Source organism: Aminobacter sp. P9b (genome assembly GCF_045345995.1).
Lineage (GTDB): Bacteria > Pseudomonadota > Alphaproteobacteria > Rhizobiales > Rhizobiaceae > Aminobacter > Aminobacter niigataensis.
The window spans coordinates 165,202-189,524 of the sequence record NZ_CP150083.1; the positions used below are offsets into that span (position 1 = coordinate 165,202).

General features: G+C 64.5%; 23 protein-coding genes. 9 read left to right on the forward strand and 14 right to left on the reverse strand.

Features of this window, described 5'->3' with window-relative positions; translation table 11 throughout:
* Nucleotides 1–26 precede the first annotated feature (26 nt).
* Nucleotides 27–1,241, reverse strand: coding sequence for an ROK family protein (locus WHT83_RS24925; protein ID WP_406874080.1), 1,215 nt, complete (start codon nucleotides 1,239–1,241; stop codon nucleotides 27–29).
* Between the two features lie 297 nt (nucleotides 1,242–1,538).
* Here WHT83_RS24925 and WHT83_RS24930 point away from each other — a divergent pair, with 297 nt between their 5' ends.
* From WHT83_RS24930 to WHT83_RS24950, 5 genes are read left to right on the forward strand one after another with little or no spacing between them, the layout of a single operon-like run.
* Nucleotides 1,539–2,795 (forward strand): extracellular solute-binding protein, encoded by a 1,257-nt coding sequence (locus WHT83_RS24930; RefSeq protein ID WP_341878589.1) that lies wholly within the window; start codon nucleotides 1,539–1,541, stop codon nucleotides 2,793–2,795.
* A gap of 18 nt (nucleotides 2,796–2,813) precedes the next feature.
* A complete protein-coding gene (locus tag WHT83_RS24935; protein ID WP_341878601.1) occupies nucleotides 2,814–3,752 on the forward strand; it encodes a sugar ABC transporter permease in 939 nt (312 codons plus the stop codon).
* Nucleotides 3,749–4,600 (forward strand): carbohydrate ABC transporter permease, encoded by an 852-nt coding sequence (locus WHT83_RS24940; protein WP_108610344.1) that lies wholly within the window; start codon nucleotides 3,749–3,751, stop codon nucleotides 4,598–4,600. The genes WHT83_RS24935 and WHT83_RS24940 overlap by 4 nt, the downstream gene beginning before the upstream one ends.
* 3 nt (nucleotides 4,601–4,603) lie before the next feature.
* Nucleotides 4,604–6,118 carry an argininosuccinate lyase gene (argH, locus tag WHT83_RS24945; protein ID WP_341878590.1) on the forward strand — a complete coding sequence of 505 codons (1,515 nt, stop codon included), beginning with the start codon at nucleotides 4,604–4,606 and terminating at the stop codon, nucleotides 6,116–6,118.
* Nucleotides 6,118–7,155, forward strand: coding sequence for a sn-glycerol-3-phosphate ABC transporter ATP-binding protein UgpC (locus tag WHT83_RS24950; RefSeq protein ID WP_341878591.1), 1,038 nt, complete (start codon nucleotides 6,118–6,120; stop codon nucleotides 7,153–7,155). Before argH ends, WHT83_RS24950 begins: the two co-directional genes overlap by 1 nt.
* 29 nt (nucleotides 7,156–7,184) lie before the next feature.
* Here the strand turns inward: WHT83_RS24950 and WHT83_RS24955 are convergent, their stop codons facing one another.
* The 10 genes from WHT83_RS24955 to WHT83_RS25000 form a co-directional block, all read right to left on the reverse strand.
* Nucleotides 7,185–9,152 carry a 3-hydroxyacyl-CoA dehydrogenase NAD-binding domain-containing protein gene (locus tag WHT83_RS24955; protein WP_341878592.1) on the reverse strand — a complete coding sequence of 656 codons (1,968 nt, stop codon included), beginning with the start codon at nucleotides 9,150–9,152 and terminating at the stop codon, nucleotides 7,185–7,187.
* A gap of 6 nt (nucleotides 9,153–9,158) precedes the next feature.
* Nucleotides 9,159–9,554, reverse strand: a complete 396-nt coding sequence (locus WHT83_RS24960; RefSeq protein ID WP_108610340.1) for a RidA family protein — start codon at nucleotides 9,552–9,554, stop codon at nucleotides 9,159–9,161.
* Nucleotides 9,547–9,963 carry a thioesterase family protein gene (locus WHT83_RS24965; protein ID WP_268738268.1) on the reverse strand — a complete coding sequence of 139 codons (417 nt, stop codon included), beginning with the start codon at nucleotides 9,961–9,963 and terminating at the stop codon, nucleotides 9,547–9,549. The genes WHT83_RS24960 and WHT83_RS24965 overlap by 8 nt, the downstream gene beginning before the upstream one ends.
* Before the next feature lie 11 nt (nucleotides 9,964–9,974).
* Nucleotides 9,975–11,168, reverse strand: coding sequence for an acyl-CoA dehydrogenase family protein (locus WHT83_RS24970; RefSeq protein WP_406874081.1), 1,194 nt, complete (start codon nucleotides 11,166–11,168; stop codon nucleotides 9,975–9,977).
* A 3-nt stretch (nucleotides 11,169–11,171) separates the two neighbouring features.
* Nucleotides 11,172–12,020 (reverse strand): enoyl-CoA hydratase family protein, encoded by an 849-nt coding sequence (locus WHT83_RS24975; protein ID WP_341878593.1) that lies wholly within the window; start codon nucleotides 12,018–12,020, stop codon nucleotides 11,172–11,174.
* On the reverse strand, nucleotides 12,017–12,808 hold the full coding sequence (locus WHT83_RS24980) for an SDR family NAD(P)-dependent oxidoreductase (protein ID WP_341878594.1): 792 nt from the start codon (nucleotides 12,806–12,808) through the stop codon (nucleotides 12,017–12,019). The genes WHT83_RS24975 and WHT83_RS24980 overlap by 4 nt, the downstream gene beginning before the upstream one ends.
* The gene (locus tag WHT83_RS24985) at nucleotides 12,805–15,132 is read right to left on the reverse strand and encodes a bifunctional salicylyl-CoA 5-hydroxylase/oxidoreductase (RefSeq protein WP_341878402.1); all 2,328 of its coding nucleotides are present in this window, start codon (nucleotides 15,130–15,132) and stop codon (nucleotides 12,805–12,807) included. Before WHT83_RS24985 ends, WHT83_RS24980 begins: the two co-directional genes overlap by 4 nt.
* A 183-nt stretch (nucleotides 15,133–15,315) precedes the next feature.
* Nucleotides 15,316–15,840: a MarR family transcriptional regulator gene (locus tag WHT83_RS24990; RefSeq protein WP_341878403.1), complete on the reverse strand. Its 525-nt coding sequence runs from the start codon at nucleotides 15,838–15,840 to the stop codon at nucleotides 15,316–15,318.
* A 99-nt stretch (nucleotides 15,841–15,939) separates the two neighbouring features.
* The gene (locus WHT83_RS24995) at nucleotides 15,940–16,908 is read right to left on the reverse strand and encodes a pyridoxal-phosphate dependent enzyme (protein WP_341878404.1); all 969 of its coding nucleotides are present in this window, start codon (nucleotides 16,906–16,908) and stop codon (nucleotides 15,940–15,942) included.
* The gene (locus tag WHT83_RS25000; protein ID WP_183263896.1) at nucleotides 16,905–17,684 is read right to left on the reverse strand and encodes a GntR family transcriptional regulator; all 780 of its coding nucleotides are present in this window, start codon (nucleotides 17,682–17,684) and stop codon (nucleotides 16,905–16,907) included. The genes WHT83_RS24995 and WHT83_RS25000 overlap by 4 nt, the downstream gene beginning before the upstream one ends.
* A 158-nt stretch (nucleotides 17,685–17,842) precedes the next feature.
* Between WHT83_RS25000 and WHT83_RS25005 the strand changes: the two genes are divergently transcribed.
* From WHT83_RS25005 to kynU, 4 genes are all read left to right on the forward strand, one after another.
* Complete coding sequence (locus WHT83_RS25005; RefSeq protein WP_108610332.1) at nucleotides 17,843–18,829, forward strand: ABC transporter substrate-binding protein; 987 nt, start codon at nucleotides 17,843–17,845, stop codon at nucleotides 18,827–18,829.
* Between the two features lie 64 nt (nucleotides 18,830–18,893).
* Nucleotides 18,894–19,673, forward strand: a complete 780-nt coding sequence (locus WHT83_RS25010; protein WP_108610331.1) for an ABC transporter ATP-binding protein — start codon at nucleotides 18,894–18,896, stop codon at nucleotides 19,671–19,673.
* Nucleotides 19,674–19,678: 5 nt separating this feature from the next.
* A complete protein-coding gene (locus WHT83_RS25015) occupies nucleotides 19,679–20,602 on the forward strand; it encodes an ABC transporter permease (protein WP_108610330.1) in 924 nt (307 codons plus the stop codon).
* 18 nt (nucleotides 20,603–20,620) lie between these two features.
* Entirely contained in the window at nucleotides 20,621–21,868 is a 1,248-nt protein-coding gene (gene kynU, locus WHT83_RS25020; RefSeq protein WP_341878405.1) for a kynureninase, read from the forward strand.
* Nucleotides 21,869–21,917: 49 nt separating this feature from the next.
* Here kynU and WHT83_RS25025 read toward each other — a convergent pair whose 3' ends face one another.
* The 3 genes from WHT83_RS25025 to WHT83_RS25035 are packed head-to-tail and all read right to left on the reverse strand — an operon-like array spanning nucleotide 21,918 to nucleotide 24,314.
* The gene (locus tag WHT83_RS25025; RefSeq protein WP_108610328.1) at nucleotides 21,918–22,604 is read right to left on the reverse strand and encodes an ABC transporter ATP-binding protein; all 687 of its coding nucleotides are present in this window, start codon (nucleotides 22,602–22,604) and stop codon (nucleotides 21,918–21,920) included.
* Nucleotides 22,601–23,350 (reverse strand): ABC transporter ATP-binding protein, encoded by a 750-nt coding sequence (locus tag WHT83_RS25030; protein ID WP_341878406.1) that lies wholly within the window; start codon nucleotides 23,348–23,350, stop codon nucleotides 22,601–22,603. Before WHT83_RS25030 ends, WHT83_RS25025 begins: the two co-directional genes overlap by 4 nt.
* Entirely contained in the window at nucleotides 23,343–24,314 is a 972-nt protein-coding gene (locus tag WHT83_RS25035) for a branched-chain amino acid ABC transporter permease (RefSeq protein ID WP_341878603.1), read from the reverse strand. Before WHT83_RS25035 ends, WHT83_RS25030 begins: the two co-directional genes overlap by 8 nt.
* Between the last annotated feature and the right edge of the window lie 9 nt (nucleotides 24,315–24,323).

A 24,323-nucleotide genomic window follows, 5' to 3' on the forward strand; every position in this document is an offset into this window, starting at 1 on the left:
GTCCTCCGGTATTTCAGTAGGCTAGGCTATTCGGTGGGCCGCGTGGCGGCTGTTTCCAGCTTTGGCGTGACCACCTCGAACAGCGGCAGGGCGGCCGCCCCCAGTGCCGCCGTGTATTGCCCGGTCTGGCCGCGCATGACGCGGGGCAGGACCCGCCTGCTGCGGCTCGCAACCGAGATGGGCAGCTGTCCCATCCGCGCGATGAGCTCGTCGATGATCGCGTCGGGCAGCATGCCGCCGAGGATCACCGTTTCGGGGTCGAGGATATTTTCGATCATGGCGATCATCGGGGCGAGGTACGTCGCCGCCTCGTCCAGCCATTCCATCAGCACCGGATGGCGCTCGGCGTGAAGCCCGGCGAGATCGGTGAAATCGCAGTCGGCGATACCCGCGTCGCACAGCTTCTCGCGCAGTGCGTGGACGGAGGCATAGCGCTCCAGGCAGCCATGCTGGCCGCACGGGCAGGCCCTGCCGCCGGGTGCAACCACGACATGGCCGATTTCGCCCGCATTGCCGAAGGCGCCCCGGAAGGGCGCTCCGTCGTGAACCATGCCAAGGCCGAGGCCGGCACCGAAGTAGATCATGCCGAAACCGGAAATCGAGTGCCCGGCACCGAACAGCCGCTCGCCGACGGCCGCGGCGTTGGCATCGTTCTCGACGGTCACCGGCTCGCCGCAGGCTTCGGTGAGCAGGTTCGCGGCATCGATGTTGGCCCAGCCTGGCAAGGTCGTCGGGCCGACCGAAGTCATGCCTTCGATCTCGAACGGACCGGGCATGACGACGCCGATGCCAAGCAGCGGCGACTTGAACGCAGCACGAACCGCCTCGAGCTCGGCACGTATATGCGCAATGACCTGCTTCGGGCTGGTGTCGCGGACGGGCATGATGCGCTTGGACCGCGGCTGGCCCGAGAGATCGAGCACGGTCGACACCATGTGGTCCGCGGCCATCTCGATGCCCATGGTCATGGCACCGTCGGGATTGACGGCAAACTGTATCGGCGGCTGGCCGCGGCCGGACCGCAGGCGGCCCGTCTCCATCAACAGGTTTTCGCCGACCAGTTCGTCGACGATGTTGGCGATCGCCTGCGCCGTCAGATGCGTCAGCCGGGCGATGTGCATGCGTCCCAGCGAGCCGTGACGACGGACGACGTCGAGCACGACGCGGCGATTGTGATCGCGGCTCCGCTCGGGATTCTTGCCCAAAGTGACCTGATGTGTGCTGCCTGGCTGAAACGCCATTTCGCTCATCCTGACCTGTTTCGCAAAATTGATAACGTGGAAGCGTAGGCCCGGGCAACAGATTAATTCAAGTAAATTATCTTATTGACAAAAGGGCAGGGGCAGAAGAGCGTATAGGGTGGCAGGCGGCGTGAAACCGCAGCTCATGGCACTGGCTTGCAGGACATCGTCCGTCTCCGCGCCAGATGACATGGATTAGGAATGGTCCGGGCTTCGGCTGCGTGCGAGGCTAGGGTCCCAGGGGATAATCACGACCCGCAGTCCGGGGCTTACCGGCGGGTTCAGATGGAGGTTTACATGCGCAAAGCAACTTTGTTCGCCGGACTGATCGCCGGGTTCAGCACGCTGGCTCTCAACGCGGCCCAGGCCGTCGAGATCGAATACTGGCAGTATGTGTTCGACACCCGCGTCAAGGCGATGGACCAGCTGATCGAGAATTTCGAGAAGGCCAATCCCGATATCACCGTCAAGCAGACGACTTTCCCCTATGCCGATTACCAGACGCGCGTGATCGCAGCGAAGATGGGTGGCCAGGGCCCCGACGTGATGCAGCTGTTCTACGGCTGGCTCGACAAGTTCGTTGCCGGCGGTCTCCTGCAGCCGCTGCCGGCCGACGCTTTCCCGCACGACAAGATCGAAAGCGACTTCTTCCCGATCGTCAGCGCCATGAAGCGCGGCGACGACTATTACGGCCTGCCTACCGCGGTTCGCTCGCTGGCCCTGTTCTACAACAAGAAGCTGTTCACCGAAGCCGGCCTCGACCCGGCGAACCCACCCAAGACGCTCGACGAATTCGTCGCTGCGGCTGAAAAGCTCACCAAGCGCGACGCCAGCGGCAACCTGATCGTTGCCGGCTCGACCCTCGACATGGGCGGCCAGGACCACCAGTGGTGGCGTGAAGTACTGGTGCGCCAGTTCGGTGGCGAGCCCTACACGGACAACGACCGCAAGGTGGCCTACAACACCGAGGCCGGCGAAAAGGCGCTCAAGTTCTACACCGATCTGCAGACCGAAAAGAAGATCGGCCAAGCCGGCTTCATGGACGAAGGCCAGGCGGCCTTCCGTGCCGGCATGGCAGGCATGACCATCGACGGCACCTTCCGTCTTGGCGCGTTCAAGTCGATCGACGGCTTCGAATGGGGCGTGACCGAATTGCCGGCCAATGCCGAGGGCGTGCGCTCGAACTATGCCAGTTACTTCGCCAACGGCATCAGCGCCACCACCAGCGGCGAGAAGCTCGAGGCATCAAAGAAGTTCCTCGCCTACATCTCCTCGCCCGAAGCCATGGACGTCTGGCTGAAGACCGTCGGCGAACTGCCGGCGCGCCGCACGGCCGCAATGACCGAAGGCAACCTTGCAGACCCGATCTATGGTCCGTTCCTCAAGGGCCTCGAATACGCCCGCACCACGATGTTCGTGGACGAAGCCGCCCAGCGCCAGAACACCATCGACATGGCCAACCGCATCCTGCTCGAAGGCCAGTCGGTGAAGGATTCGCTGGCGCAGGGCGCTGCTGCCGAGCAGGCGATCATCGACGCTGCGGCTCCCAAGTAAGGCAAGGGCTTGATGTCTGTGACAGCGGATCGACAGGGGGCGGCGGTGAGCCGCCCCGGCGGGACCTTCTGGAATCGTCGTTCCATGCGGACGAAGCGGCTGGTCTGGGTGTGGAGTTTCCTCGCCCTGCCCATCCTGTTCTATTCGGTCATCCGCTTCTATCCGACAATCGAGGCCTTCTGGCTCTCGTTGACGAACTGGGACCTGCTCAAGCCGCCGCAGTTCATCGGCCTTGCCAACTACGAGAAGCTGTTCGCCGACCCGCAATTCTGGAAGGTGTTCAAGAACACCTTCGCCTATCTCGTCGTCGGCACGCCGATCAGCCTGCTTCTGTCGTTCGTGATCGCCTATCACCTCGACCGCGTGCGCTTCATGCACGGGCTGATCCGCGGGCTCTATTTCCTGCCCTACCTGACCACGGCAGCCGCCATGGCCTGGGTGTGGCGCTGGTTCTACCAGCCGGCGCCGATCGGCGTGATCAACAACGCCCTCGGCACCATCGGTATTCCGCAACAACCCTTCATCCGCTCGGTCGACCAGGCCTTGCCATCGATCATGGTAACCGCGATCTGGGCCGGCCTCGGCTTCCAGATCATCATCTTCATGGCCGGCCTGCGCTCGATCCCCAACACCTTCTATGAGGCCGCACGCATCGACGGACTCGGCGAATGGGCGATCCTGCGCAAGATCACTTTGCCGCTGCTCAAGCCGACGACCGTGTTCCTGGTCGTGTTTTCGTCGATCGGCTTCCTGCGCATTTTCGACCAGGTCTACAACATGACCACCAACGATCCGGGCGGCCCGCTCGGCTCGACCAAGCCGCTGGTGCTGATGATCTACCAGACGGCGTTTTCGTCCTACGCGATGGGCTATGCCGCGGCACAGACGGTGGTTCTGTTTACGATCCTGCTTTGCGTATCGCTGCTGCAGCTGTGGATCCTGAGGGAAAAGAAATGAGCGCCGTTACCCAGACACCGGCGCTTTCCCACGCCAATCTCCGCCCCGGACGCATCGTCGTCTGGACGCTCTTGTTCATCGGCGGCCTGATCATGGTGACGCCGCTGGCCTTCATGTTCTCGACATCGCTGAAGACGGCGGGGCAGGTCTACGACCTCAAGCTGATCCCCTCGGCGCCGACGCTGCAGAACTACATCGCCATCCTCGCCGACGGGCGCTTCATGCGATGGTTCATGAACTCGATGATCGTCGCCGTCGCGGTCACGCTGTCGAACGTCTTCTTCGACAGTCTCGTCGGCTACACGCTGGCGAAGTTCGAATTCCGCGGCCGCTACTTCATCTTCCTCGCCATCCTGTCGACGCTGATGATCCCGACCGAGATGCTGGTCATCCCGTGGTACCTGATGTCGAGCAAGCTCGGCTGGCTGGACAGCTACTGGGGCATCATGTTCCCGGGCATGATGACGGCCTTCGGCACCTTCCTGATGAAGCAGTTCTTCGAGGGCGTGCCCAACGACTTCCTCGAAGCGGCGCGCGTCGATGGGCTGAACGAATTCCAGATCTTCTGGAAGGTGGCGATGCCGCTGGTGACGCCGGCGCTGTCGGCGCTCGCCATCTTCACCTTCCTCGGCAACTGGACCGCCTTCTTCTGGCCGCTGATCGTGACCACCAGCCGCGAGCTCTACACGCTGCCGGTCGGGCTATCGAGCTTCGCCGTCGAACAGTCCATCCAGTGGGAAATGATCATGACCGGTGCGGCGATCGCCACCCTGCCGACGCTGATCGTCTTCATCGTCCTGCAGCGCTACATCGTCCGCGGCGTCATGCTGGCAGGGCTCAAAGGATAAGACATGCCTGAACTGAACCCCAAGCTCGCCGACAAGAGCGTGTTCCCCGACCCCGTCTACAAGGAGACGGTACTGCGGCCACTGTTCGACGGCGCCAAGACCCACCATGTCGAAGGCTTCCGCGCCATCGACCGGGCGCATCTGGTGATGCTGACCGAAACCGGCATCCTCGACACCAAGCAGGCGTCGGCGATTGCCGGGGCATTGGAAGCCATCGACCGTGAGGTCGACCCGTCGACGCTCGAATACACCGGCGAGGTCGAGGATTTCTTCTTCCTGATCGAGAAGGAGCTAAAGGCGCGCCTCGGCCCTGATGTGGCCGGCCGCCTGCACACGTCGCGCTCGCGCAACGACATCGACCACACGCTGTTCAAGCTTGGGCTCAAGCAGCGCATCGACGCGCTGATGGCCAAGGCACGACACCTGCTGTCGGCGATGATCGACACCGCCGAGCGCGAGAAGGCGACGCTGGTCGTTGCTTACACCCACGGCCAGCCGGCGCAGCCCTCGACCTTCGGGCACTACCTGTCGGCAGCCATCGAAGTGCTGATCCGCGACATCGAGCGTTTCGAAGAGGCGCGAAAGATCGTCGACCTGTCGCCGATGGGTGCTGCGGCCATCACCACCTCGGGCTTCCCGATCGACCGGAAGCGCGTCGCCGAACTGCTCGGCTTCGCCGCTCCCTTGCGCAATTCCTACAGCTGCATTGCGGCGTCCGACTACATCACCTCGACCTATTCGGCGATCGAGCTGATGTTCCTGCATCTCGGCCGGCTGATCCAGGACTTCCAGTTCTGGACCGCCTTCGAGGTCGGGCAGATCTACGTGCCCAACGCCTTCGTGCAGATCTCGTCGATCATGCCGCAGAAGCGCAACCCGGTGCCGATCGAGCATATGCGGCTGCTCGCCAGCCAGACCATGGGCCGCGCCCGCACGGTGCTCAACGTCATCCACAACACGCCGTTCACCGACATGAACGACAGCGAGGGCGAAACCCAGTCGATGGGCTACGAGGCATTCACGGCCGCTGGCCGCGTGCTCGACCTGCTGGCGGCTTTCGTTGCCGCGATCAAGATCGATCCGGAGCGGGTCGCCGACAACATCCGCCGCTCCTGCATCACCATCACCGAACTGGCGGACTCGCTGGTCCGCATCGAAGGCCTGTCCTTCCGTGAGGCGCACGAGATCGCCGCGACCGTCGCCAAGGCGGTTGTGGCCGCCGGCGGCGGGCTCGCCAAGGACGGCTATGGCCCGTTCCTCGATGCCTTCAGGCATTCGACCGGGCGCGAACCGACTTTCGGTCGCGACAAGTTCGAGGAGATCGTCTCGCCGGAACATTTCGTCGCCGTGCGCGACCGCTTCGGCGGCCCGGCACCGGCGCCAATGGCCGAGGCGCTTGGCGTCTACAGGGACAAGGCTGCCGCCTTCGAGGCGAAGGCCAAGGACAATGCCGGGCACGAGGTGAAAGCCGCGAAAGAACTCGGCGAAAAATTCAAGGCACTGGCAGGGGCGCGCTGATGGCGACGATCGAACTCGAAAAGCTGGTCAAGCGCTACGGCAAGGCAGAAGTCGTCCGCGGCATCGACCTTGATATCGCCGACGGCGAATTCGTCGTCTTCGTCGGCCCGTCAGGCTGCGGCAAGTCGACGACCCTGCGCATGATCGCCGGCCTAGAAGACATCTCGGGCGGCACGCTGAAGATCGGCGGCGAGGTGGTGAACGAGCGCGAGCCCAAGCAGCGCAACATCGCCATGGTGTTCCAGAACTACGCCATCTACCCGCATTTGACCGTACGCCAGAACATCGGCTTCGGGCTTTACACCTCGAAGCTGTCGAAGGCGGAGAAGGACCAGCGAATTGAAGAAGCCGGCCGCATCTTGGGCCTGGAGAAGTATCTCGACCGGCGGCCTGCCGCACTCTCCGGCGGCCAGCGCCAGCGCGTCGCCATCGGCCGCGCCATGGTGCGCAACCCCTCGGCCTTCCTGTTCGACGAGCCGCTGTCCAACCTCGACGCCCAGTTGCGCGCCCAGATGCGCATCGAGATCAAGCGGCTGCACCAGAAGCTCAAGACGACGACGGTCTATGTCACCCACGACCAGGTCGAGGCGATGACCATGGCCGACCGCATCGTAGTCATGCGCGACGGCCACATCCTGCAGGTCGGCACGCCGACCGACCTCTACGAAAATCCGGTCGACGTGTTCACCGCGCGCTTCATCGGCAGCCCGTCGATGAACCTGGTGCCGGGCCGCAACAACGGCAAGGGTGTCGAGCCCTCCGCCGGCGGCGACGTGCTGATCGGCGTGCGCCCGCACGAGCTGACCGCAGCCGTCGAAAAGGCCGATGGCGGGCTGGAGCTCACCGGAACGGTGACCGCGGTCGAACCGCTCGGACCGGAAACGCTGGTGCATCTCGATGTCGACGGAAACGCCGTCATCGCCACCGCGCCGGGCAAGTTCATCCCGGAGACGGGCAGCGCGCTGACCTGCCGCGCGGCGCCCGGCAGCCTCTATCTTTTCGACGCCAAGACCGAAAAGAGCCTGGGCCGCCGGTAGCGGCCTTGGCATCGCCTCGACGGTTGCGGTTACGCGCGACCGTCGGCGGCAAACATCGGCCCGCCCTTGTGGGCGGGGAAACCGTAGCCGTTGATCATCACCAGGTCGATGTCGCTCGAACGTGCAGCGATGCCTTCCGAAAGAAGGGCCGCACCTTCGTCGGACATCGCCTTGAGCAATCGAGTGACGATTTCCTCCGCCGAGAAGTGGCGTGGTTCAATGTCCTTGGCCGCGCGCGCAGCCTCGATAAGCGCCGTGACTTCCGGATCGACGGCACGCTCGCCGCTCGCATAGTCGTACCAGCCGCGGCCGGCCTTGCGGCCGAAACGCTCGGCTTCACATAGCTTGTCGGCGATCTCGACATACCGCGCCTTGGGATCGCGGGTCGCAGCCTGGCGCTTGCGCCGCGCCCAGGCGATTTCCAACCCTGCCATGTCGTAGACGGCGAAGATGCCCATCGGAAATCCATAGGCTTCGAGCGCGGCATCTATCTCGTGCGGGGCAGCGCCATCCTCGACCATGAATTCGGCTTCGCGGCGGTAGGCCGAAAAGATGCGGTTGCCGATGAAGCCTTCCGTCACGCCGCAGACGATGGGCAGCTTGCCTAGCCGCTTGGCGAAGGCGAGGGCGCTGGTTAGCACATCGGGCGAAGTCGCCTTGCAGTCGACGATTTCGACCAGCCGCATGATGTTGGCCGGCGAGAAGAAGTGCAGGCCGACAACGCGTTCGGAATGCGCCGTTGCAGCCGCAATCTCGTCGGGGTTCAGGTAGCTGGTGTTGGTGGCGAGGATGGCGTCCGGACTGACGATACCGTCGAGTCGCTGGAACAGATCGGTCTTGACGGTGAGATCGTCGAACACGGCTTCGATGACGAGATCGGCGGCGGCAAGCTCGCTGGCATCGGCAGTGATCGCAAGCCGGGCAAGGCAATCGTCCCGGCCCGCAGCCGCCAGACGCCCTGATTGAACCGACTTGTCGAGCGTGCCTGCGATACGCTCGCGCCCCTTGTCGGCGGCCTCATGCGTCTGCTCGACACCGATGACGCGATAGCCAGCGGTAAGTGCCGCAACAGCGATGCCGGCGCCCATCAGACCGGTACCGACGATGCCGACTGTCTCGATCTTGCGGGCTGCGATGCCGTCGAGCTTGTCGACCTTGCCTGCCTGCCGTTCGGCGAAGAACACATGGCGAAGCGCTGCCGCCTCCGTGGAATCGCGCAGCCGCAAGAACGTCGCGCGCTCGTCGGCGAGGCCCTGCTTCAGATCGACCTGAGCGGCCGTCTTGACGAGGCGAACGGCCTCGGCGGGCGCAGTCTGCCCTCGCGCTTTGGACAGCACCTTTTTCGCCGCTGCATCGACGGCTGCCTGTTCGGCGGCCGGCACGTCGAGCAGGCCTGTCCGCCGCAGCGGCCCTCCGGCGAGGTCGTGGACAAGGCTGAGGGCTGCGTCGAGATGATCAGCGGCCACACCGTCGACGAGGCCGAGCGAAAGCGCTTCTGCGGCCTTGATCGTACGGCCGCTGCCGATCAGGTCGATGGCGGCGATTGTGCCGATCAAGCGGGGCAGGCGCTGCGTACCGCCTGCGCCCGGCACGATGCCGAGCTTGACCTCGGGCATGCCAAAACTAGCCTTGTCGCTGGCGACGCGGCCATGGCAGGCGAGCGCGAGCTCGCAGCCGCCGCCGAGTGCCGCACCATTGACCGCGGCGACGATGGGCTTGTCGCAGCTCTCGATGCCCTCGATGACCTCCGGCAGGGTCGGCTCGACCGGGGGCTTGCCGAACTCCTTGATGTCGGCGCCGCCGACGAAGGTGCGGCCAGCGCCCGTGACGACGATGCCGACCACCAGACCCAGCGATACGCCATGGTCGAGCGCCTCGACCAGCCCCTGGCGGACATGCGCCGAGATGGCGTTGACCGGAGGATTGTCGATGGTGACGACGAGCACGCCGTCCTGGATCGTGCCCGTGACGCTTTCGGAAAACCGCATCGCGCTCATCGGGCCTTACTCGGGAATGACGGCGGTGGCCTGGATCTCGATCTTGGCGCGGTCCTCGACCAGCGCCACGACCTGCATGGCGGCCATGGCCGGGAAATGACGGCCGATGACATCGCGATAAGCCTGGCCGAGGCCGCGCAGGTTTTCGGTGTATTCCTTCTTGTCGGTGAAATACCAAGTCATGGTGGTGATGTGGCGCGGCTCGGCGCCGCCGGCCTTCAGCACGGCGACGACGTTTTCCAGCGTCTGGCGCACCTGGCCGACAAAATCGTCGGTTTCGAATTCGCAATTGCCGTTCCAGCCGATCTGGCCGCCAACGAAGATCGTGCGACCGGTGGCTGCAACGCCATTGGAGTAACCGATCGGCTTGGTCCAGCCCTCGGGCTGCAGGATCTCATGCATCTGACGTCTCCAGATATTTTTCGAGCGCGGCGCGGAGGTCGTCCGGCCAGGCGAGCGATTTGTGGGTGTCGAGCGAGGTCGCGACCACGCTGTGGCGAGCGCTCCAAAGCAAGGTGCCGCCGGCCGTGATCCTGTGTTCGAGATCGAGCGACGAACGGCCGACGCGGCGGACGAAAAGCGCGAAGTCGAGGGTGTCGCCATGGAAGCCCGGATGGACGAAGGTCAGGTCGAGCCTGACCGTCGGCGTGCCGATGCGGCGCTCGCCGACGAGCTGTTTCCACGGTGCGCCGATCGAGCCGAAGAACTCCTCGAGAACACCGACGAGGATGTTCAGGTAGGACGGGAAATAAGCGATGCCGGAGGGATCGCAGTCCCCGAAACGCAACGGCCGGCTGGTGCGGAAGGGCATGGCAGCGCTCCCTATCTTGCGGCCTTCATCAGCTCGCGGCCGATGATCAGTTTCTGCACCTCAGTGGCGCCTTCATAAATGCGCAGGGCGCGGATCTCGCGATAGAGCCGCTCGGTGATTTCGCCGACGCGCACGCCGCGGCCGCCGAACATCTGCAGCGCCTGGTCGATGACCCACTGGGCGTTTTCCGTCGCCGTCAGCTTGGCCATGGCCGCTTCCCGCGTGATCGGCAGCTTCTGCACGTCGCGGCGCCAGGCAGTGCGCACGGTGAGCAGCGAGGCGGCGTCGATGGCGGTCGCCATCTCGCCCAGCGTGCTCTGTGCCGTCGGCAAGTCGGCGAGCGTCGCCCCGAACATCTTTCGCGACTTGGCGTGGGCCACGGCCTCGTCGAGCGCGCGGCGGGCAAAGCCGAGTGCTGCGGCGGCAACCGACGGGCGAAAGATGTCGAGCGTGCGCATGGCAATCTTGAAGCCTTCGCCCGGCTCGCCCAGAAGCTGGGATGCCGGGATGCGGCAATTGTCGAAACGGACACGCGCCAGCGGATGCGGCGCGATCGTCTCGATGCGTTCTACGATGGAGAAGCCCGGGGTGTCGGCAAAGACGACGAAGGCCGAGATGCCGCGCGTGCCGGGCGCCTCGCCGGTGCGGGCAAAGACCGTGTAGACATCGGCGATGCCGCCATTGGAGATGAAGATCTTCTCGCCGTCGAGCACATAGTCGTCGCCGTCGCGGCGCGCGGCGGTAGCCATCGCCGCAACGTCGGAGCCGGCTTCCGGCTCCGTCAGCGCAAACGCCGAGATCAGCTCGCCCTTGGCGATTTTCGGCAGGATGGCCTGCTTGAGTTCATTCGAGCCCGAAAGGCTGATGGCGCCGGTGCCGAGACCCTGCATGGCGAAGGAGAAGTCGGCGAGGCCGTCGGCATAGGCCAGCGTCTCGCGGATCAGGCACAGCGAGCGGCTCTCGATTTCTTCGGATACGCCGCCGAATGCCGCCGGCACGCAGTTGCGCAGGATGCCCGCATCCCCCAGCACTTTCACCAGCTTCTTGCAGGCGCCATCGGCATCGGCATGGTCGATTTCGCCGAGGCCGCCCCTTGATATGAAGCCGTCAAGCTCGGCCGCAAGCGCGCGGTGGCTGTCGGCGAAGAACGGCCAGTCGAGGTGGTCACGGGCCGGCGCACTGGTCGGCATCAAATGCGCGGCCATGGCTCAGTTCCCCTTGAATTCGGGCTTGGCCTTGGCGGCGAAAGCTTCGAAGGCGCGGCGGAAGTCGCCTGTCGCCATGCAAATCGCCTGGGCCTGCGCTTCGGATTCGATCAGTTGGTCAATGCCCATCGCCCATTCCTGGTCGAGCATCTTCTTGGTCATGGTGTGGGCGAACCACGGGCCGTCGGCAATGTCGCGGGCGAATTTCTGCGCAGCGCCCAGCAAGGCAGGGCGCTCGTGCAACGCGTTGTAGAAGCCCCAGGCATGGCCCTCGGAGGCGGTCATGACGCGGCCGGTGAACAGGAGTTCGGCGGCACGGCCCTGGCCGATGATGCGCGGAAGGATGCCACAGGCGCCCATGTCGGCGCCGGCGAGGCCGACGCGATTGAACAGGAAGGCGGTCTTGGCTTCGGGCGTGGCGACGCGATAGTCGGACGACATGGCGAGGATGGCGCCGGCGCCGGCGCAGATGCCGTCGACGGCAGCGATGATCGGCTGCGGGCAGGCGCGGATCTGGCGCACCAGGTCGCCGGTCATGCGGGTGAAGTCGATAAGGTCAGGCATCGACATCTTGGTCAGCGGCTCGATGATATCGAAGACGTCGCCGCCCGAGGAGAAGTTGTTTTCCGCACCTGTCAGCACGACGGCGCGGACATCGCTGGCGCGGCCGAGCACACGAAACAGGTCGGTAAGTTCCTCGTAGCTTTCGAAGGTCAGCGGATTCTTCTTCTCGGGACGATTGAGCGTGACGGTGGCGACGCGGCCGTCGGCATCGGTCTCGAACAGGAAGTGCTTCGCCTGGTGGCCCTGGAACGGACGCTTCTTGTCCTGCATCGGGTTGGTCATCGTCATCCTCCCAGAACTTCGCCGCCGGCGACCGGAATTGCCTGGCCTGTGATTGCAGTTGCCTTTTCCGAGGCGAGCCAGAGCACGGTGTGAGCCACTTCCTCGGGCGTGACCAAGCGTCCCTGCGGGTTGGCACGGGCAAGGCTTGCGCGGGCCTCGTCGGCCGTGCGGCCGGTCTTGCCGGTGATCGTTTCGACCGCACCTTCGAGCAGCGGCGTGTCGGTGAAGCCGGGGCAGACGGCGTTGACAGTCACGTCGGTGCGGGCGAGCTCCAGCGCCAACGCCCGGGTCATACCGACCACGCCATGCTTGGAGGCGCAGTACGCGGAGACGTAAGGGTAGCCGGTCAGGCCGGCGGTGCTGGCGACGTTGACGATACGTCCGTTGCCGGCTCGCTTGACCGAGGCAAGGGCTGCCTGGGTGACGAGATAGGTGCCGGTCAGGTTGATGCCGATCACCCGGCTCCACATGCCAAGGTCGGTCTTGTCGAATGGTGCTGACGGCGCTTCGCCGGCAGAATTGACCAGCACGGCGATGTCGCTGGCCTGAGCAATCGCCTTGGCGATACCTGTCTCGACCGACTGCGCGTCGGTGACGTCGAAGCCATCAAGTACAAAGGCTTCGCCACCGGCGGCGGCGATCTCGGCACGCACGGCCTCGAGCGGTGCAGCACGCCGGCCGCACAGGCTGACGCGGTGGCCGTTGCTCGCCAGCGCAAGAGCGATGGCGCGGCCGATGCCGCTGCCCGCACCGGTGACGAGGGCGTGGCGCCCGTTCTTGCTCTGATTGCTCATGCCTTGCCCGTGGGCGCTGCAGCCGCAGCGCGTGCAAGGTTGTTCTCGTATTGCGCGCGAGCGGTCCGGTACTGCTTCGGCCAGGCCTGCTCGGCGTAGCCGATCTTCGCCGCCTCATGCATGACGAAGGACGGGTCGGCGAGGTGGGGGCGGGCGACGGCGCAAAGGTCGGCGCGGCCGGCGGCGATGATCGAATTGGCGTGGTCGGCTTCCGAAATGGCGCCCACCGCGATGGTCGGCACCTGGATCTCGTTGCGGATCTTGTCTGAGAACGGTGTCTGGAACAGGCGGCCATAGACCGGCTGTTCTTCCTTCACCACCTGGCCCGACGAGCAGTCGATCATGTCGGCGCCTGCGTCCTTGAACATCTTCGCAAAGATCGCGGCATCGTCCGGCGTGTTGCCACCCTCGTACCAGTCGTGGGTGGAGAGGCGCACCGAAATCGGCCTGTCCTCCGGCCAGACGGCGCGGATCGCGTTGAACACCTCAAGCGGATAGCGGGCGCGGTTCTCGTGGCTGCCGCCATACTCGTCGTCACGCAAATTGGTCAGCGGCGACAGGAAGGACGACAGCAGATAGCCGTGGGCGGCGTGCAGTTCGAGGATATCGAAGCCGAGGTCGCGCGCACGCTCCGTGGCGCTGACGAAGTCGGCGGTCACCCGGTCCATGTCATCGCGGGTCATTTCGCGCGGCATGTCGGAATGCTTGAGATAGGGCAGGGCGGAGGCCGAGATCAGCGGCCAGCCGCCTGAGGTCACCGGCTGGTCGATGCCTTCCCAGGCAACCTTTGTCGCCCCCTTGCGGCCGGCATGGCCCAGCTGGATGCCGATCTTCGCCGGTGTTTGATGGTGGACGAAATCGACCATGCGCTTGAAAGCGCTGGCCTGCTCGTCGTTCCACAGGCCGAGGCAGCCGGGCGTAATGCGCGCGTCCGGCGAGACGCAGGTCATTTCGGGGAAGACGAGGGCAGCACCGCCCATGGCGCGCGAGCCGATATGGACGAGGTGGAAGTCGTCGGGCAGGCCATCGGTCGCCGAATACATCGCCATCGGCGACATGACGATGCGGTTCTTCAAAGTCATCCCGCGAATGCTGAAGGGCGTGAACATCGGCGGCGGCACCGAGCCGTTCGGCGCCGGGCTGACGCCGGCGCGCTCGGCGAACCAGCGCTCGTAGCCTTCGAGCCAGTCCTTGTCGCGCAGGCGCAAGTTTTCATGGCTGATGCGCTGCGAGCGGGTCAGCATCGAATACATGAACTGCTCGGGTTCCAAAGTGTCGGCATAGCGCGTGCCGACGACTTCGAACCACTCCATGGCGTTGCGCGCCGCATTCTGGATCCGGGCGACGTCGACGCGGCGCACGTCCTCATAGGCTTCGAGCACGGCCGGGATGCTGGCCTTGTCGTGGCCGATGAGGTCGAATTGTCGGGTCAGTTCGATGGCGTCGTCGATGGCAAGCTTGGTGCCCGAGCCGATGGCGAAGTGTGCGGTGTGGGCGCTGTCGCCCATCAAAACGACATGGCTAGTGCCGTTGAAATGGCTCCACTTGTCGCAGATCAGGCGGCCGAAATTCAGCCAGGCCGAACCGCGCAAATGGCGCGCGTTGGTCATCAACCTGTGGCCATCGAGCGTGCCGGCAAAAAGCTTCTCGCAGAACGCGATGGACTGGTCCTGGTCCATCTCGTCGATGCCGTGTGCCTGGAACACGTCGTCGGTGGTCTCGACGATGAAGGTCGAGGTATTGTCGTCGAAGCGATAGATGTGGGCCTGGAACCAGCCATGCTCGGTGCGCTGGAAATCGAAGGTGAAGGCGTCGAAGCGCTTGTCGGTACCGAGCCAGATGTAGCGGTTGGGCCGCATCACCATGTCGGGCTTGAAGACGTCGGCATATTTGTGCCGGATGCGCGAATTGACGCCGTCGGAGGAAATGATCAGGTCGGCGTCCGGAAAATCCTGGTCGCCCTGGACGTCGGTTTCGAACACCAGCTCGACGCCGAGTTCGAGGCAACGCTCCTGCAGGATGTTGAGCATCTTCTTGCGGCCGATACCGACGAAGCCGTGCCCGGTGGTGCGGATCTTGCGACCCTTGAACACCAGCTCGATGTCGTCCCAGTGGTTGAAGGCGACTTCGATGGTCTCAGCCGTCTGGGGGTCCCACTGGCGCATCGACTGCATGGTGGCGTCGGAGAACACCACGCCCCAGCCGAAGGTGTCGAAGGGGCGATTGCGCTCGACGACGGTGACCTGGTGCGCAGGGTGCTGCTTCTTCATCAGCAATGCGAAATAGAGACCGGCCGGCCCGCCACCGATACAGACAATGCGCATGCCGTTCTCCTCCGAAGGTGATGCAGCCGCCAGGACAGGGCTCGCCCGACCTTGACCGTACCGGCACCATGGACTCGTTTCAGAGAAACTTCAAGCTTAAAGTTATTTTCGCGATGGGCACTTCAGCCCGTCGTCAGTGATGAGTGCGGTGAAGACTACAGGGGATAGCGCGCGTAGCTGGGGTCAGCTCCCCTTGCCGAGCGACGCGACGATGGAGCGCTTGAGCTTGGCGAGTTCGTCGAGCAGGACCGCACCGTCCTTCGCGGCAAGGCCGCCAAACAGGTCGGCGATCCAGTCGGCATGCGCCGACGCCATCTTTTCAAACTCGGCGCGGCCGAAAGGGGTCAGCGCGATGATCTGGACGCGCCGGTCGGTCGGCGAGGTCGTGCGGCTGATATGGCCGCTTTCGGCCAGCCGCTCAACCAGCACGGTGATGTTGCCGGGCGACACCATCATGCGCTTGGATACTTCGCCCAGCACCATGCCGTCACTGGCGCGCTCGAGCTGGGCCATCAGGTCGAAGCGGGGCAGAGTGGAATCGAATTCCTCACGCAGCCGGCGCCGCACCTCGGTCTCGATCAGGGTCGAACAGGTGAGCAGCCTGAGCCACAGCCGCAACTCGGCGCCATGGTCGCCGGGTGCTTCGAGAACCTTGGTCTCGCCGTCGACCCATCCGCTGGCGTTCGTCGTTTCTTCGCGCTCGTCCATCTTCAGCCCGGTCTTTCCCAACCTCGCAGACCGGGGAAGCCAGCCGGTCCGAACAGGCTTTGTAGTGCCGTTTCGCCGGTTCGTACAAGCTTGAAAGATTTAGGGCGCAGGAATGCCGCCGCCGAGCACCGTGGCATAGGCCGCGGCGTCGATGTTGCCGCCCGACACGACGCAGACGACATTGCCCCTGGCGTGCTCGCTTGACAGCGCGGCAGCCAGAGAGGCCGCACCCGCGCCCTCGGCAACGACCTTGGCCTTGGTGAACAGCAGGCGCATCGCCTCGGTCACCTGCGCCAGACTGACGGTGATCGCGCCGTCGATCAGTTCGCGGGCCACCGGCCAGAGTTGCGGCACCAGCGAAGGCCCGCCGATGCTCTTGATGAAGGAGGGGCGTGTTTCGATCTCGACGATGCGGCCGGCAGCAAGCGCCGCCGTCACTGGCGCCGCGTTCTCGTCCTCGACGGCGAAGATTTTTGCCTGCGGCCGCAGCGCCTTGACGGCACTGGCGACGCCTGAGGTCATGCTGCCGCCGCCATAGGGAGTGAGCACCACGTCGACTTCGGGCAGGTCTTCCAGAATTTCCGTGCCGATCGAGCCGTTGCCCGACAGCACGGCCTGGTCGGTCACCGGATTGATCAGCAATTCGGGAAAGTCGGGCAATTCGGCACCGATGATGTACTGCCACCAGGTTTCCATCGAGATGAAACGCACCTCGCCGCCGAGCCGCCGCACCCCGTCAATCTTGGTCTGTGGCGCACCTTGGTACATGTAGGCGGCCATCGGCACACCAAGTCTGTTCGCCGCCCAGGCCATGCCGTAGGCCATGTTGCCCGAACTGACCGTGGCGACACCATTGCGCAAGACGTCGGCGTCGCGCGACAGCAGCGCATTGAGCGCCGGGCGAAGTTTGAATGCGCCGATCGGCGACAGCGTTTCGAGCTTGAGGAATATCTGGCGGTCCGGCAGGCCGAGATCGAGACGCATCATGGGCGTGCGCGCCATGTGGGGTGCCAGCCGCACGCGCGCCGCGGCAATCTCTTCCAGCGTCGGGCGATGCGGCGCGCTCATTCGGCTGCCGTAGGCGATTTCACGCGGCCGGTGCGTGCAGCCAGTTTGCCTCCGCTGCCGTCTTCGGTATGGACATAGACATGCAGCGTATAGCCGATGTGGTCGATCATCAGCTTCTTGGCCCGCTCGACGTCGCGGTCGAGTGCCGCCTCCATCAGTGCCGTATGGTGCTCGATCGCCATGGCCTCGCGCAGGGCGGCAACCGCCGCCTCGTAGCCGTTCTTCTGGCCGGCAGCAGCCTTCATCGTCGGCGACAGACCGAGGAAGCGGTGGTGGCGGCGTAGCTGGTCCGAGACCGTCGAGCGGAAGCGCAACAGCCAGTTCGACGTCGCCGCGCTCAGCAATGCTGTGTGAAAGGCCTCGTGCTTTTCGTCCCATTCGTCGACCGCTTCGTCGGAGGGGTCGTCGGGTGCGATCTTGCAGCGGGAGAGCCGGTAATGCGCCGTGACAACGGCTGCTTCCCAGTCGGCGTCGCCCTTGTCCATGGATTCGAGCAACAGTGGAATCTCGACCACCATCCGGGCACGGGCAAGGTCTTCGAGTTCGCCGCGCGAAACGGGCGCCACGGCAAAACCGCGATTGGAAATCGCCGTCACCAGGCGCTCGGCCTCCAGCCGCGACAGCGCCTCGCGCAGCGGCGTCCAGCCGACACCGTAGGTGTTGCGAAGCACGCTTAGCTTGAGCGGCGCACCCGGCATCAGGCGCGTGGTCAGGATATCGCGACGCAGCAGCCGGTAGGCCGCTTCCGTCTTGGTGGAGTGCTCGTCATCCTGCATCTCTATCCATCCGCGAGACCGCTTGACTCGAAAAATTATATATCATGGGAGCAGCTTGCAAGAATTATATATAATGTTGACAGGCGCGCTGCGACTGCGCATGATCTTGTCCATGCCGCCGTTCAGTGAGCGGCGCCTTGTCAATCTGGGAGGAATAGATGAGAAACCTGAAGTCCGGCCTGCTGTCGGGCCTGTTCGTGGCCGGCGCTCTCGCCGCCAGCCTCGGTGCTGCCATTGCCGATCCGATCAAGATCGGCATCGCCAATTTCGGCGAGCATCCGCAGCTCAACGCCTCGATCGCCGGCTTCAAGCAGGCGCTGTCGGAGAACGGCTTTGTCGAAGGCAAGGACGTCGTCTACACCGAGAGCCACACCAATTTCGACGCCTCGCTGGTGCCGCAGATGATCGCCAAGCTCCAGGCCGAACAGCCGAAGCTGATCTACACCGTCACCACCCCGGTCTCGCAGATCGCCAAGAAGGCGCTCGCCGGCTCCGGCATTTCGGTCGTCTTCTCGGCCGTCACCGATCCGGTCGCCGCCAAGCTCGTTCCGTCGTGGGATGCGGGCGACGAAGGCATGACCGGTGCCACCGACCTGCAGGACATGGCAGCCGTCATGGAATTCACCAAGAAGCTGCTGCCCAACGCCAAGCGCTTTGGCGTGCCCTACAATCCGGGTGAGGCGAACGACGTCGCCCTGCTCGAAAAGATCAAGGAAGTGGCACCCGCTGCCGGCTTCGAGGTCGTCGCAGTGGGCGTCGACAACGTCAACGACATCCAGCAGCGCATCGCTTCCTTCGCCGGCAAGGCCGACGTGATCTACACGCCTGCCTCGAACCTGCTCCAGCCGGCGGTTGCCGCCGTGTCGGCAGCAGCGCGCCAGGCCGGCATCCCGATCGTCAACTCCGACGACGGCGCAGTCCGCAACGGCGTTGTGCCGGCAAGCTTTGCCGTGAACTACACCCAGGTAGGCATGAACGCCGGCAAGATCGCTGCCGAGATCCTCAAGGGTGCAGATCCCAAGACCATTGCACCGTCGCGCCCGGCCTATGCCGACCACGCCCCGACGATCTCCAAGAAGGCGATGGCGGCGTTCGGCATCGAGATCCCCGAGACGCTGGCCGATTGCGGCTGCATCGTCGACTGACATAGCACTTCGTCAAAACAGGCGGCGGCGTCCTTGGCGCCGTCGCCTCGTTCGGGAGGGACGGATGCTCGAAATCCGATCTGCACGTAAAGTTTTCTACAAGGGCCAGGCCGACGAAAAGGTCGCGCTGGACAGCCTCAGCCTGAAACTCGCCACCGGCGAGTTCGGTGTCGTCATCGGCTCCAACGGCGCCGGCAAGAGCAGCATGCTGAACGCCATATCAGGCGCGCTGGTGCTCGATTCCGGCCAGGTCATCATCAACGGCGACGATGTGACGGCCATGCCCGTCCACAAGCGCGCCATGCGGCTTGCACGCGTCTTCCAGGACCCGATGAAGGGCACCGCCGCCTCGATGACGGTCGCCGAGAACATGCTGCTCGCAGATCTGCGCAGCCAGAAGCGCACCTTGCGCCAGGGCCTCAATGCGACCCGCCTTGCCACCTACAAGGAACGTCTTTCGCTCCTCGGTCTCGGCCTCGAAAACCGCCTCGACACCCGCGTCGAGCTGCTTTCGGGCGGCCAGCGCCAGTCGCTATCGCTGATCATGGCGGTCGGCGGCTCACCCGACCTCTTGCTGCTCGACGAACATACGGCCGCGCTCGACCCGCGCACCGCCGACATCGTCATGCAGGCGACCGTTCGCGCCGTCGATGCGTTGAAGCTCACCACGCTGATGGTGACCCACAACATGCAGCACGCCGTCGATTTCGGCCACAGCGTCATCATGCTCGACGCCGGCAAGCTCCGGCTCGAAATCTCCGGCGAGGAAAAAGCCAAGGTGACGGTTGTCGACCTGATCGGCCATTTCTCCGTGAAAACCGACCGCATGCTGCTGGCGAGCTGATCATCATGGACCTTATCCAGAACATCTTTTCGAGCTTCGTCGCGCTCGTCCCCGTGACCCTGGCGCAGAGCCTGATCCTGGCATTCGTCGTGCTCGGCATCATGATTCCATTCCGCACGCTCAACTTCCCCGACCTCACCAGCGAGGGCGCATTTCCGCTGGGCGGCTGCGTCTGCGGTGTGCTGCTGGCGGGCGGCGCTTCGCCGCTGACGGCGATTGCGGTTGCCGTCATCGCCGGCTTCCTCGCCGGCTGCTGCACCGCCTTCATCCATTTACGCTTCCGCATCCACACGCTGCTCGCCGGCATCCTGATGATGACGATGCTCTACAGCATCAACCTGCGCATCATGGGCAAGTCGAACCTCTCGGTCTTCGGTTCGCCTAGCGTGTTCGACTGGGCGCCATATCTGCAACCCGGTTTCCCGGCGAGCAAGATCGTCATTGCGGGCCTGATCGGCGCTGCCGTCTTCATCCTGCTCAACATGTTCTTCAAGACCGAGAAGGGCACTGCAATCCGCGCCGTCGGGGCCAACCCCGACATGGCCGAGGCCCAGGGCATCAATGTCTGGGTCGCCACCATCGGCGGCGTCGGCCTCGCCAGCGCGTTCTCGGCAACGAGCGGCGCCTTGATGGTGCAGTCGCAAGGTTTTGCCGACGTCAATATGGGCCTCGGCATCCTGATCAACGGCCTTGCGGCACTGATGATCGGCGAAGCCATCGTCGGCAAGCAGACCGTGCTGCGCCAACTCGCCGCCCCGTTCGTCGGCGCGGTCGTCTATTACCAGCTGGTCTCGTTCTGCCTGGCGGCCGGCATGCCGCCCCCCGATCTCAAGCTCGCCACCGGCCTGTTCGTGCTCGCCATGCTTGCACTGCCAAGCCTCAAGCGCAGCCGCGGGTCGGCGCCCGCACGCGAAACCATTCGCGAATAATCGAGGATAGGCCGCATCATGAGTGGAACTCCTGATTTCGTCGCGATCGAGGCGATGGATGCAGCCGATGTGCTGCGTCCGATGCGTGATCGTTTCGTGCTGCCCGAGGGGCTGATCTATCTCGACGGCAATTCACTGGGCGTGGCATCACCTGCGGCTTTCAACGAACTTGCCGAGGCCGCCAAACAGGAGTGGGGCCAGGACCTCATCCGCAGCTGGAACAAGGCCGGCTGGTTCGACATGCCAGTCGAACTGGGCGACCAGATCGGCTGCCTCGTCGGCGCCGCACCAGGCCAGACGGTCGTCAGCGACACGACTTCGATCAACATCTACAAGGCGCTGCATGCGGCGATGGGGCTCCGGTCCGAGCGTTCGGTGATCGTCGCCGAGGGCGGCAGTTTCCCCACCGACCTCTACATGGCCGAGGGCGTCGCCTCGACACGAGCCGGCGCCGTGCTCAGGCTCGAGGGCGTCGACGCGCCGTCGATCGAAGAGCTGATCGACGAAAGCGTGGCCGTCGTCCTGGTCAATCACGTCAACTACAAGTCGGGCGAACTGCGCGACATGGCGGCGTTGACGAAGAGGGCCCATGAGGCTGGTGCACTGATCGTCTGGGACCTCTGCCACACCGCCGGCGCACTGCCGGTCGATCTCGACGGTTCGAACGCCGACTTCGCCGTCGGCTGTACCTACAAGTACCTGAATGGCGGTCCCGGCGCGCCGGCCTTCATCTACGTCGCCAAGCGACATCTGGCGGAAGCGCGCCAGCCACTCAGCGGCTGGTGGGGGCATGCCAGGCCTTTTGCCTTCGAGCAGAGCTATGCCGCCGACGCCGGCATTCGCCGCTTCCAGTGCGGCACCCAGCCGATCCTGTCGCTGCGGGCGCTGAAAGGCGCGCTCGACATCTGGAACGACGTCGACATGAAGGCGCTGCGGGCCAAGAGCATCGCGCTCACAGACCTGTTCATTCAGCTCGTCGAAGCGAAATGCGCCGGCTACGGTCTCGAGCTTGAAAGCCCGCGCGACGGCACAAGGCGCGGCAGCCAGGTCTCTTTCGCGCATGATAACGCCTACCAGATCATGCAGGCGCTGATCGAGCGCGGCGTCATCGGCGACTTCCGTGCGCCAGCCACGCTCCGCTTTGGCTTCACGCCACTCTATGTCGGCTTCAAGGATGTCTGGCAGGCCGTCGAGGTCCTCGAAGACATCCTGCGCACCGGTGCCTGGAAAGAAGCGCGTTTCGCCGTCAAGTCGGCGGTGACCTGAACGGCCAGAACCAAGAGATCAAGGAAAAGGGCGGCCGGGCCGCCCTTTTTCATACCCCGAGATAACGGTCCTGAAGTTCAGGCGTCAGCGCCTCGGGCGCGCCCGAAAAGACCGCCACGCCCTTTTCCAGGACGAAGCAGCGGTCGGCCACCGGCAGCAATTCGGACAAAGTCTTGTCGACGACCAGGATCGACTGGCCTTCAGCCTTGAGCTTGCGGATCGCCGCCCAGATATCCTGGCGGATGACCGGCGCCAGGCCCTCGGTCGCCTCGTCGAGGATGAGCAGGCTGGGATTAGTCATCAGCGCCCGGCCGATGGCCAGCATCTGCTGCTCGCCACCCGACAGCGTGTTGGCGTATTGGTCGCGGCGTTCGCCGAGACGCGGGAACAACTCCACCACCTTGTCGTAGGTCCACTCGCTGCCGCGGGCTGCGGCGACGAGATTTTCGAACACCGTGAGGTTGGGAAAGCAGCGCCGTCCCTCGGGCACCAGCCCGAGACCGAGACGCGCAATGCGGTGCGGCCGCATGCCGGCGACCTGGCGGCCGCCGAAGCTGATCGTGCCCGAGCGTGGTTTCGCCAAGCCAAGTATGGAATTGATCGTCGTCGTCTTACCCATGCCGTTGCGGCCCATCAGCGCCACGACTTCGCCCTCGCTGACGTCGAGCGTAACGCCGAACAGCGCCTGCGAAGCGCCGTAGAAAGTCTCGACGCCCTTGAGTTCGAGCAGGCTCACGCGGCTTCTCCGAGATAGGCCCGGCGGACTTCGGGGTCGTTGCGGATCTCGTCCACCGTGCCGGTAGCGACGACGCGGCCATAGACGAGAACGGAGATGCGGTCGGCGAGCGCGAACACCGCATCCATGTCGTGTTCCACCAAAAGGATCGGCGCCTCGTGGCGTAGGCCGTCGAGAAATTTTGTCAGGCTTTTCGAGCCTTCCGGGCCCATGCCGGCCATAGGCTCGTCGAACAGGAAGGCTTTCGAGCCAAGCGCCAGCGCAATGGCTATTTCGAGCTGGCGGCGCTCGCCATGCGACAGCTCGGCGGCGGGCATGTGCGCACGCCCGGCCAGGCCGACGCGTTCCAACATCGCCATCGCCGGCTCGGTCAGCGTCGGATCGCCCATGACGGGGCGGAAGAAGCGGAAGCTCGAACCTTGCCGCGCCTGCACCGCCAGCATGACATTGCGCAGCGCTGAAAATTCCTGCACCAGCGACGATATCTGGAAACTGCGCCCAAGCCCCAGCCGGGCGCGTGCGGCCATGTCGAGCCCGGCCATGTCCTGGCCGAGGAAACGGATCGTGCCACTATTAGGCCTGATCGAGCCCGAAATCTGATGGATCAGCGTGCTCTTGCCCGCACCGTTGGGACCGATCAGCGCGTGGATCTCGCCCGGCATCAGCGTTAGGCTGACGCCGTCAGCCGCCTTCAGCGCGCCGAAGGTCTTGCGCAACTCCAGGATTTCGAGGACCGGCTCAGCCATGACGCGCCTTTCCTGCCAAAAGGCCGAGCAACCCGCCGCGCGCAAACAGCACGACACCGAGCAGGATAAGGCCGAGGAAGAACTGCCAGCGTTCGGTGATGCCACCAAGCGCGAATTCAAACAGAACATAGAGCATGGCGCCCGCGACCGGCCCGAACAGCCGGCCTTTGCCGCCGAGGATGATCAGCACGATCAGTTCGCCCGACATGTGCCATGACATCATCGACGGGCTGACGAACTTGTTGAGGTCGGCAAACAGCGCGCCGGCCACACCGGTGACCATCGCCGAGACGGCGAAGGCGACCAGCCTGATGTTGAACGGCGCGATGCCCACCGCAGACAGCCGCGTTGCATTCTGCCGGGCTGCCTGCAGAGCAGCGCCAAAGCGCGATCCGCGCAGCAGCCAGAACAGGCCCAGCGCTGTCATGAGCACGGCATAGCAGATCAGGAAGAACGGCAGCGGCTGGGCGGTGTTGGCACCGGGAAAGGCACTTCGGACGTAGATCGACAGCCCGTCCTCGCCGCCATAGGCCGGCCAGGAAATGGCGAAGTAGTAGATCATCTGCGCGAAGGCGAGCGTGATCATGATGAAATAGACGCCAGTCGTGCGCAGGCTGATCGCACCAATGGGCAAGGCGAGGAGCCCGCAAACCACCACCGTGACGAGCCAGATGATCGGCATCGAATCCGTGCCCGGGATGCCGGCGAAGAGCGGCACGCCGTCGAAGGCATGGGTCGCGAGGATGCCCGCCGCATATCCGCCAAGGCCGAAGAATGCGGCATGGCCGAACGAAACCAGCCCGCCAAGGCCGAGCGCGATGTTGAGGCCGACGGCGGCCAGCGCCAGCACAGCGATGCGCGTCGCAAGCGTGATGTAGAACGGTTCGCCCATGGCGGAGGCGCCGAGCGGGATCGCCAGCAGCAGCAGCGCCAGGAGAACGTTGACGATGGTTTCGCGTGTCATCAGGGATGC

Excerpts from the sequence above, each read along its gene's own strand:
- kynU (WP_341878405.1), top strand. The coding sequence starts at position 20,621 with ATGAGTGGAACTCCTGATTTCGTCGCGATCGAGGCGATGGATGCAGCC.
- argH (WP_341878590.1), top strand. The coding sequence starts at position 4,604 with ATGCCTGAACTGAACCCCAAGCTCGCCGACAAGAGCGTGTTCCCCGAC.
- WHT83_RS24930 (WP_341878589.1), top strand. The coding sequence starts at position 1,539 with ATGCGCAAAGCAACTTTGTTCGCCGGACTGATCGCCGGGTTCAGCACG.
- WHT83_RS25010 (WP_108610331.1), top strand. The coding sequence starts at position 18,894 with ATGCTCGAAATCCGATCTGCACGTAAAGTTTTCTACAAGGGCCAGGCC.
- WHT83_RS24970 (WP_406874081.1), bottom strand. The coding sequence starts at position 11,168 with ATGGCCGCGCATTTGATGCCGACCAGTGCGCCGGCCCGTGACCACCTC.
- WHT83_RS25005 (WP_108610332.1), top strand. The coding sequence starts at position 17,843 with ATGAGAAACCTGAAGTCCGGCCTGCTGTCGGGCCTGTTCGTGGCCGGC.
- WHT83_RS25035 (WP_341878603.1), bottom strand. The coding sequence starts at position 24,314 with ATGACACGCGAAACCATCGTCAACGTTCTCCTGGCGCTGCTGCTGCTG.
- WHT83_RS24955 (WP_341878592.1), bottom strand. The coding sequence starts at position 9,152 with ATGAGCGCGATGCGGTTTTCCGAAAGCGTCACGGGCACGATCCAGGAC.
- WHT83_RS24960 (WP_108610340.1), bottom strand. The coding sequence starts at position 9,554 with ATGCATGAGATCCTGCAGCCCGAGGGCTGGACCAAGCCGATCGGTTAC.
- WHT83_RS24975 (WP_341878593.1), bottom strand. The coding sequence starts at position 12,020 with ATGACGATGACCAACCCGATGCAGGACAAGAAGCGTCCGTTCCAGGGC.
- WHT83_RS24950 (WP_341878591.1), top strand. The coding sequence starts at position 6,118 with ATGGCGACGATCGAACTCGAAAAGCTGGTCAAGCGCTACGGCAAGGCA.
- WHT83_RS24990 (WP_341878403.1), bottom strand. The coding sequence starts at position 15,840 with ATGGACGAGCGCGAAGAAACGACGAACGCCAGCGGATGGGTCGACGGC.
- WHT83_RS25015 (WP_108610330.1), top strand. The coding sequence starts at position 19,679 with ATGGACCTTATCCAGAACATCTTTTCGAGCTTCGTCGCGCTCGTCCCC.
- WHT83_RS24925 (WP_406874080.1), bottom strand. The coding sequence starts at position 1,241 with ATGGCGTTTCAGCCAGGCAGCACACATCAGGTCACTTTGGGCAAGAAT.
- WHT83_RS24965 (WP_268738268.1), bottom strand. The coding sequence starts at position 9,963 with ATGCCCTTCCGCACCAGCCGGCCGTTGCGTTTCGGGGACTGCGATCCC.
- WHT83_RS24995 (WP_341878404.1), bottom strand. The coding sequence starts at position 16,908 with ATGAGCGCGCCGCATCGCCCGACGCTGGAAGAGATTGCCGCGGCGCGC.
- WHT83_RS24940 (WP_108610344.1), top strand. The coding sequence starts at position 3,749 with ATGAGCGCCGTTACCCAGACACCGGCGCTTTCCCACGCCAATCTCCGC.
- WHT83_RS25000 (WP_183263896.1), bottom strand. The coding sequence starts at position 17,684 with ATGCAGGATGACGAGCACTCCACCAAGACGGAAGCGGCCTACCGGCTG.
- WHT83_RS25030 (WP_341878406.1), bottom strand. The coding sequence starts at position 23,350 with ATGGCTGAGCCGGTCCTCGAAATCCTGGAGTTGCGCAAGACCTTCGGC.
- WHT83_RS24985 (WP_341878402.1), bottom strand. The coding sequence starts at position 15,132 with ATGCGCATTGTCTGTATCGGTGGCGGGCCGGCCGGTCTCTATTTCGCA.
- WHT83_RS24980 (WP_341878594.1), bottom strand. The coding sequence starts at position 12,808 with ATGAGCAATCAGAGCAAGAACGGGCGCCACGCCCTCGTCACCGGTGCG.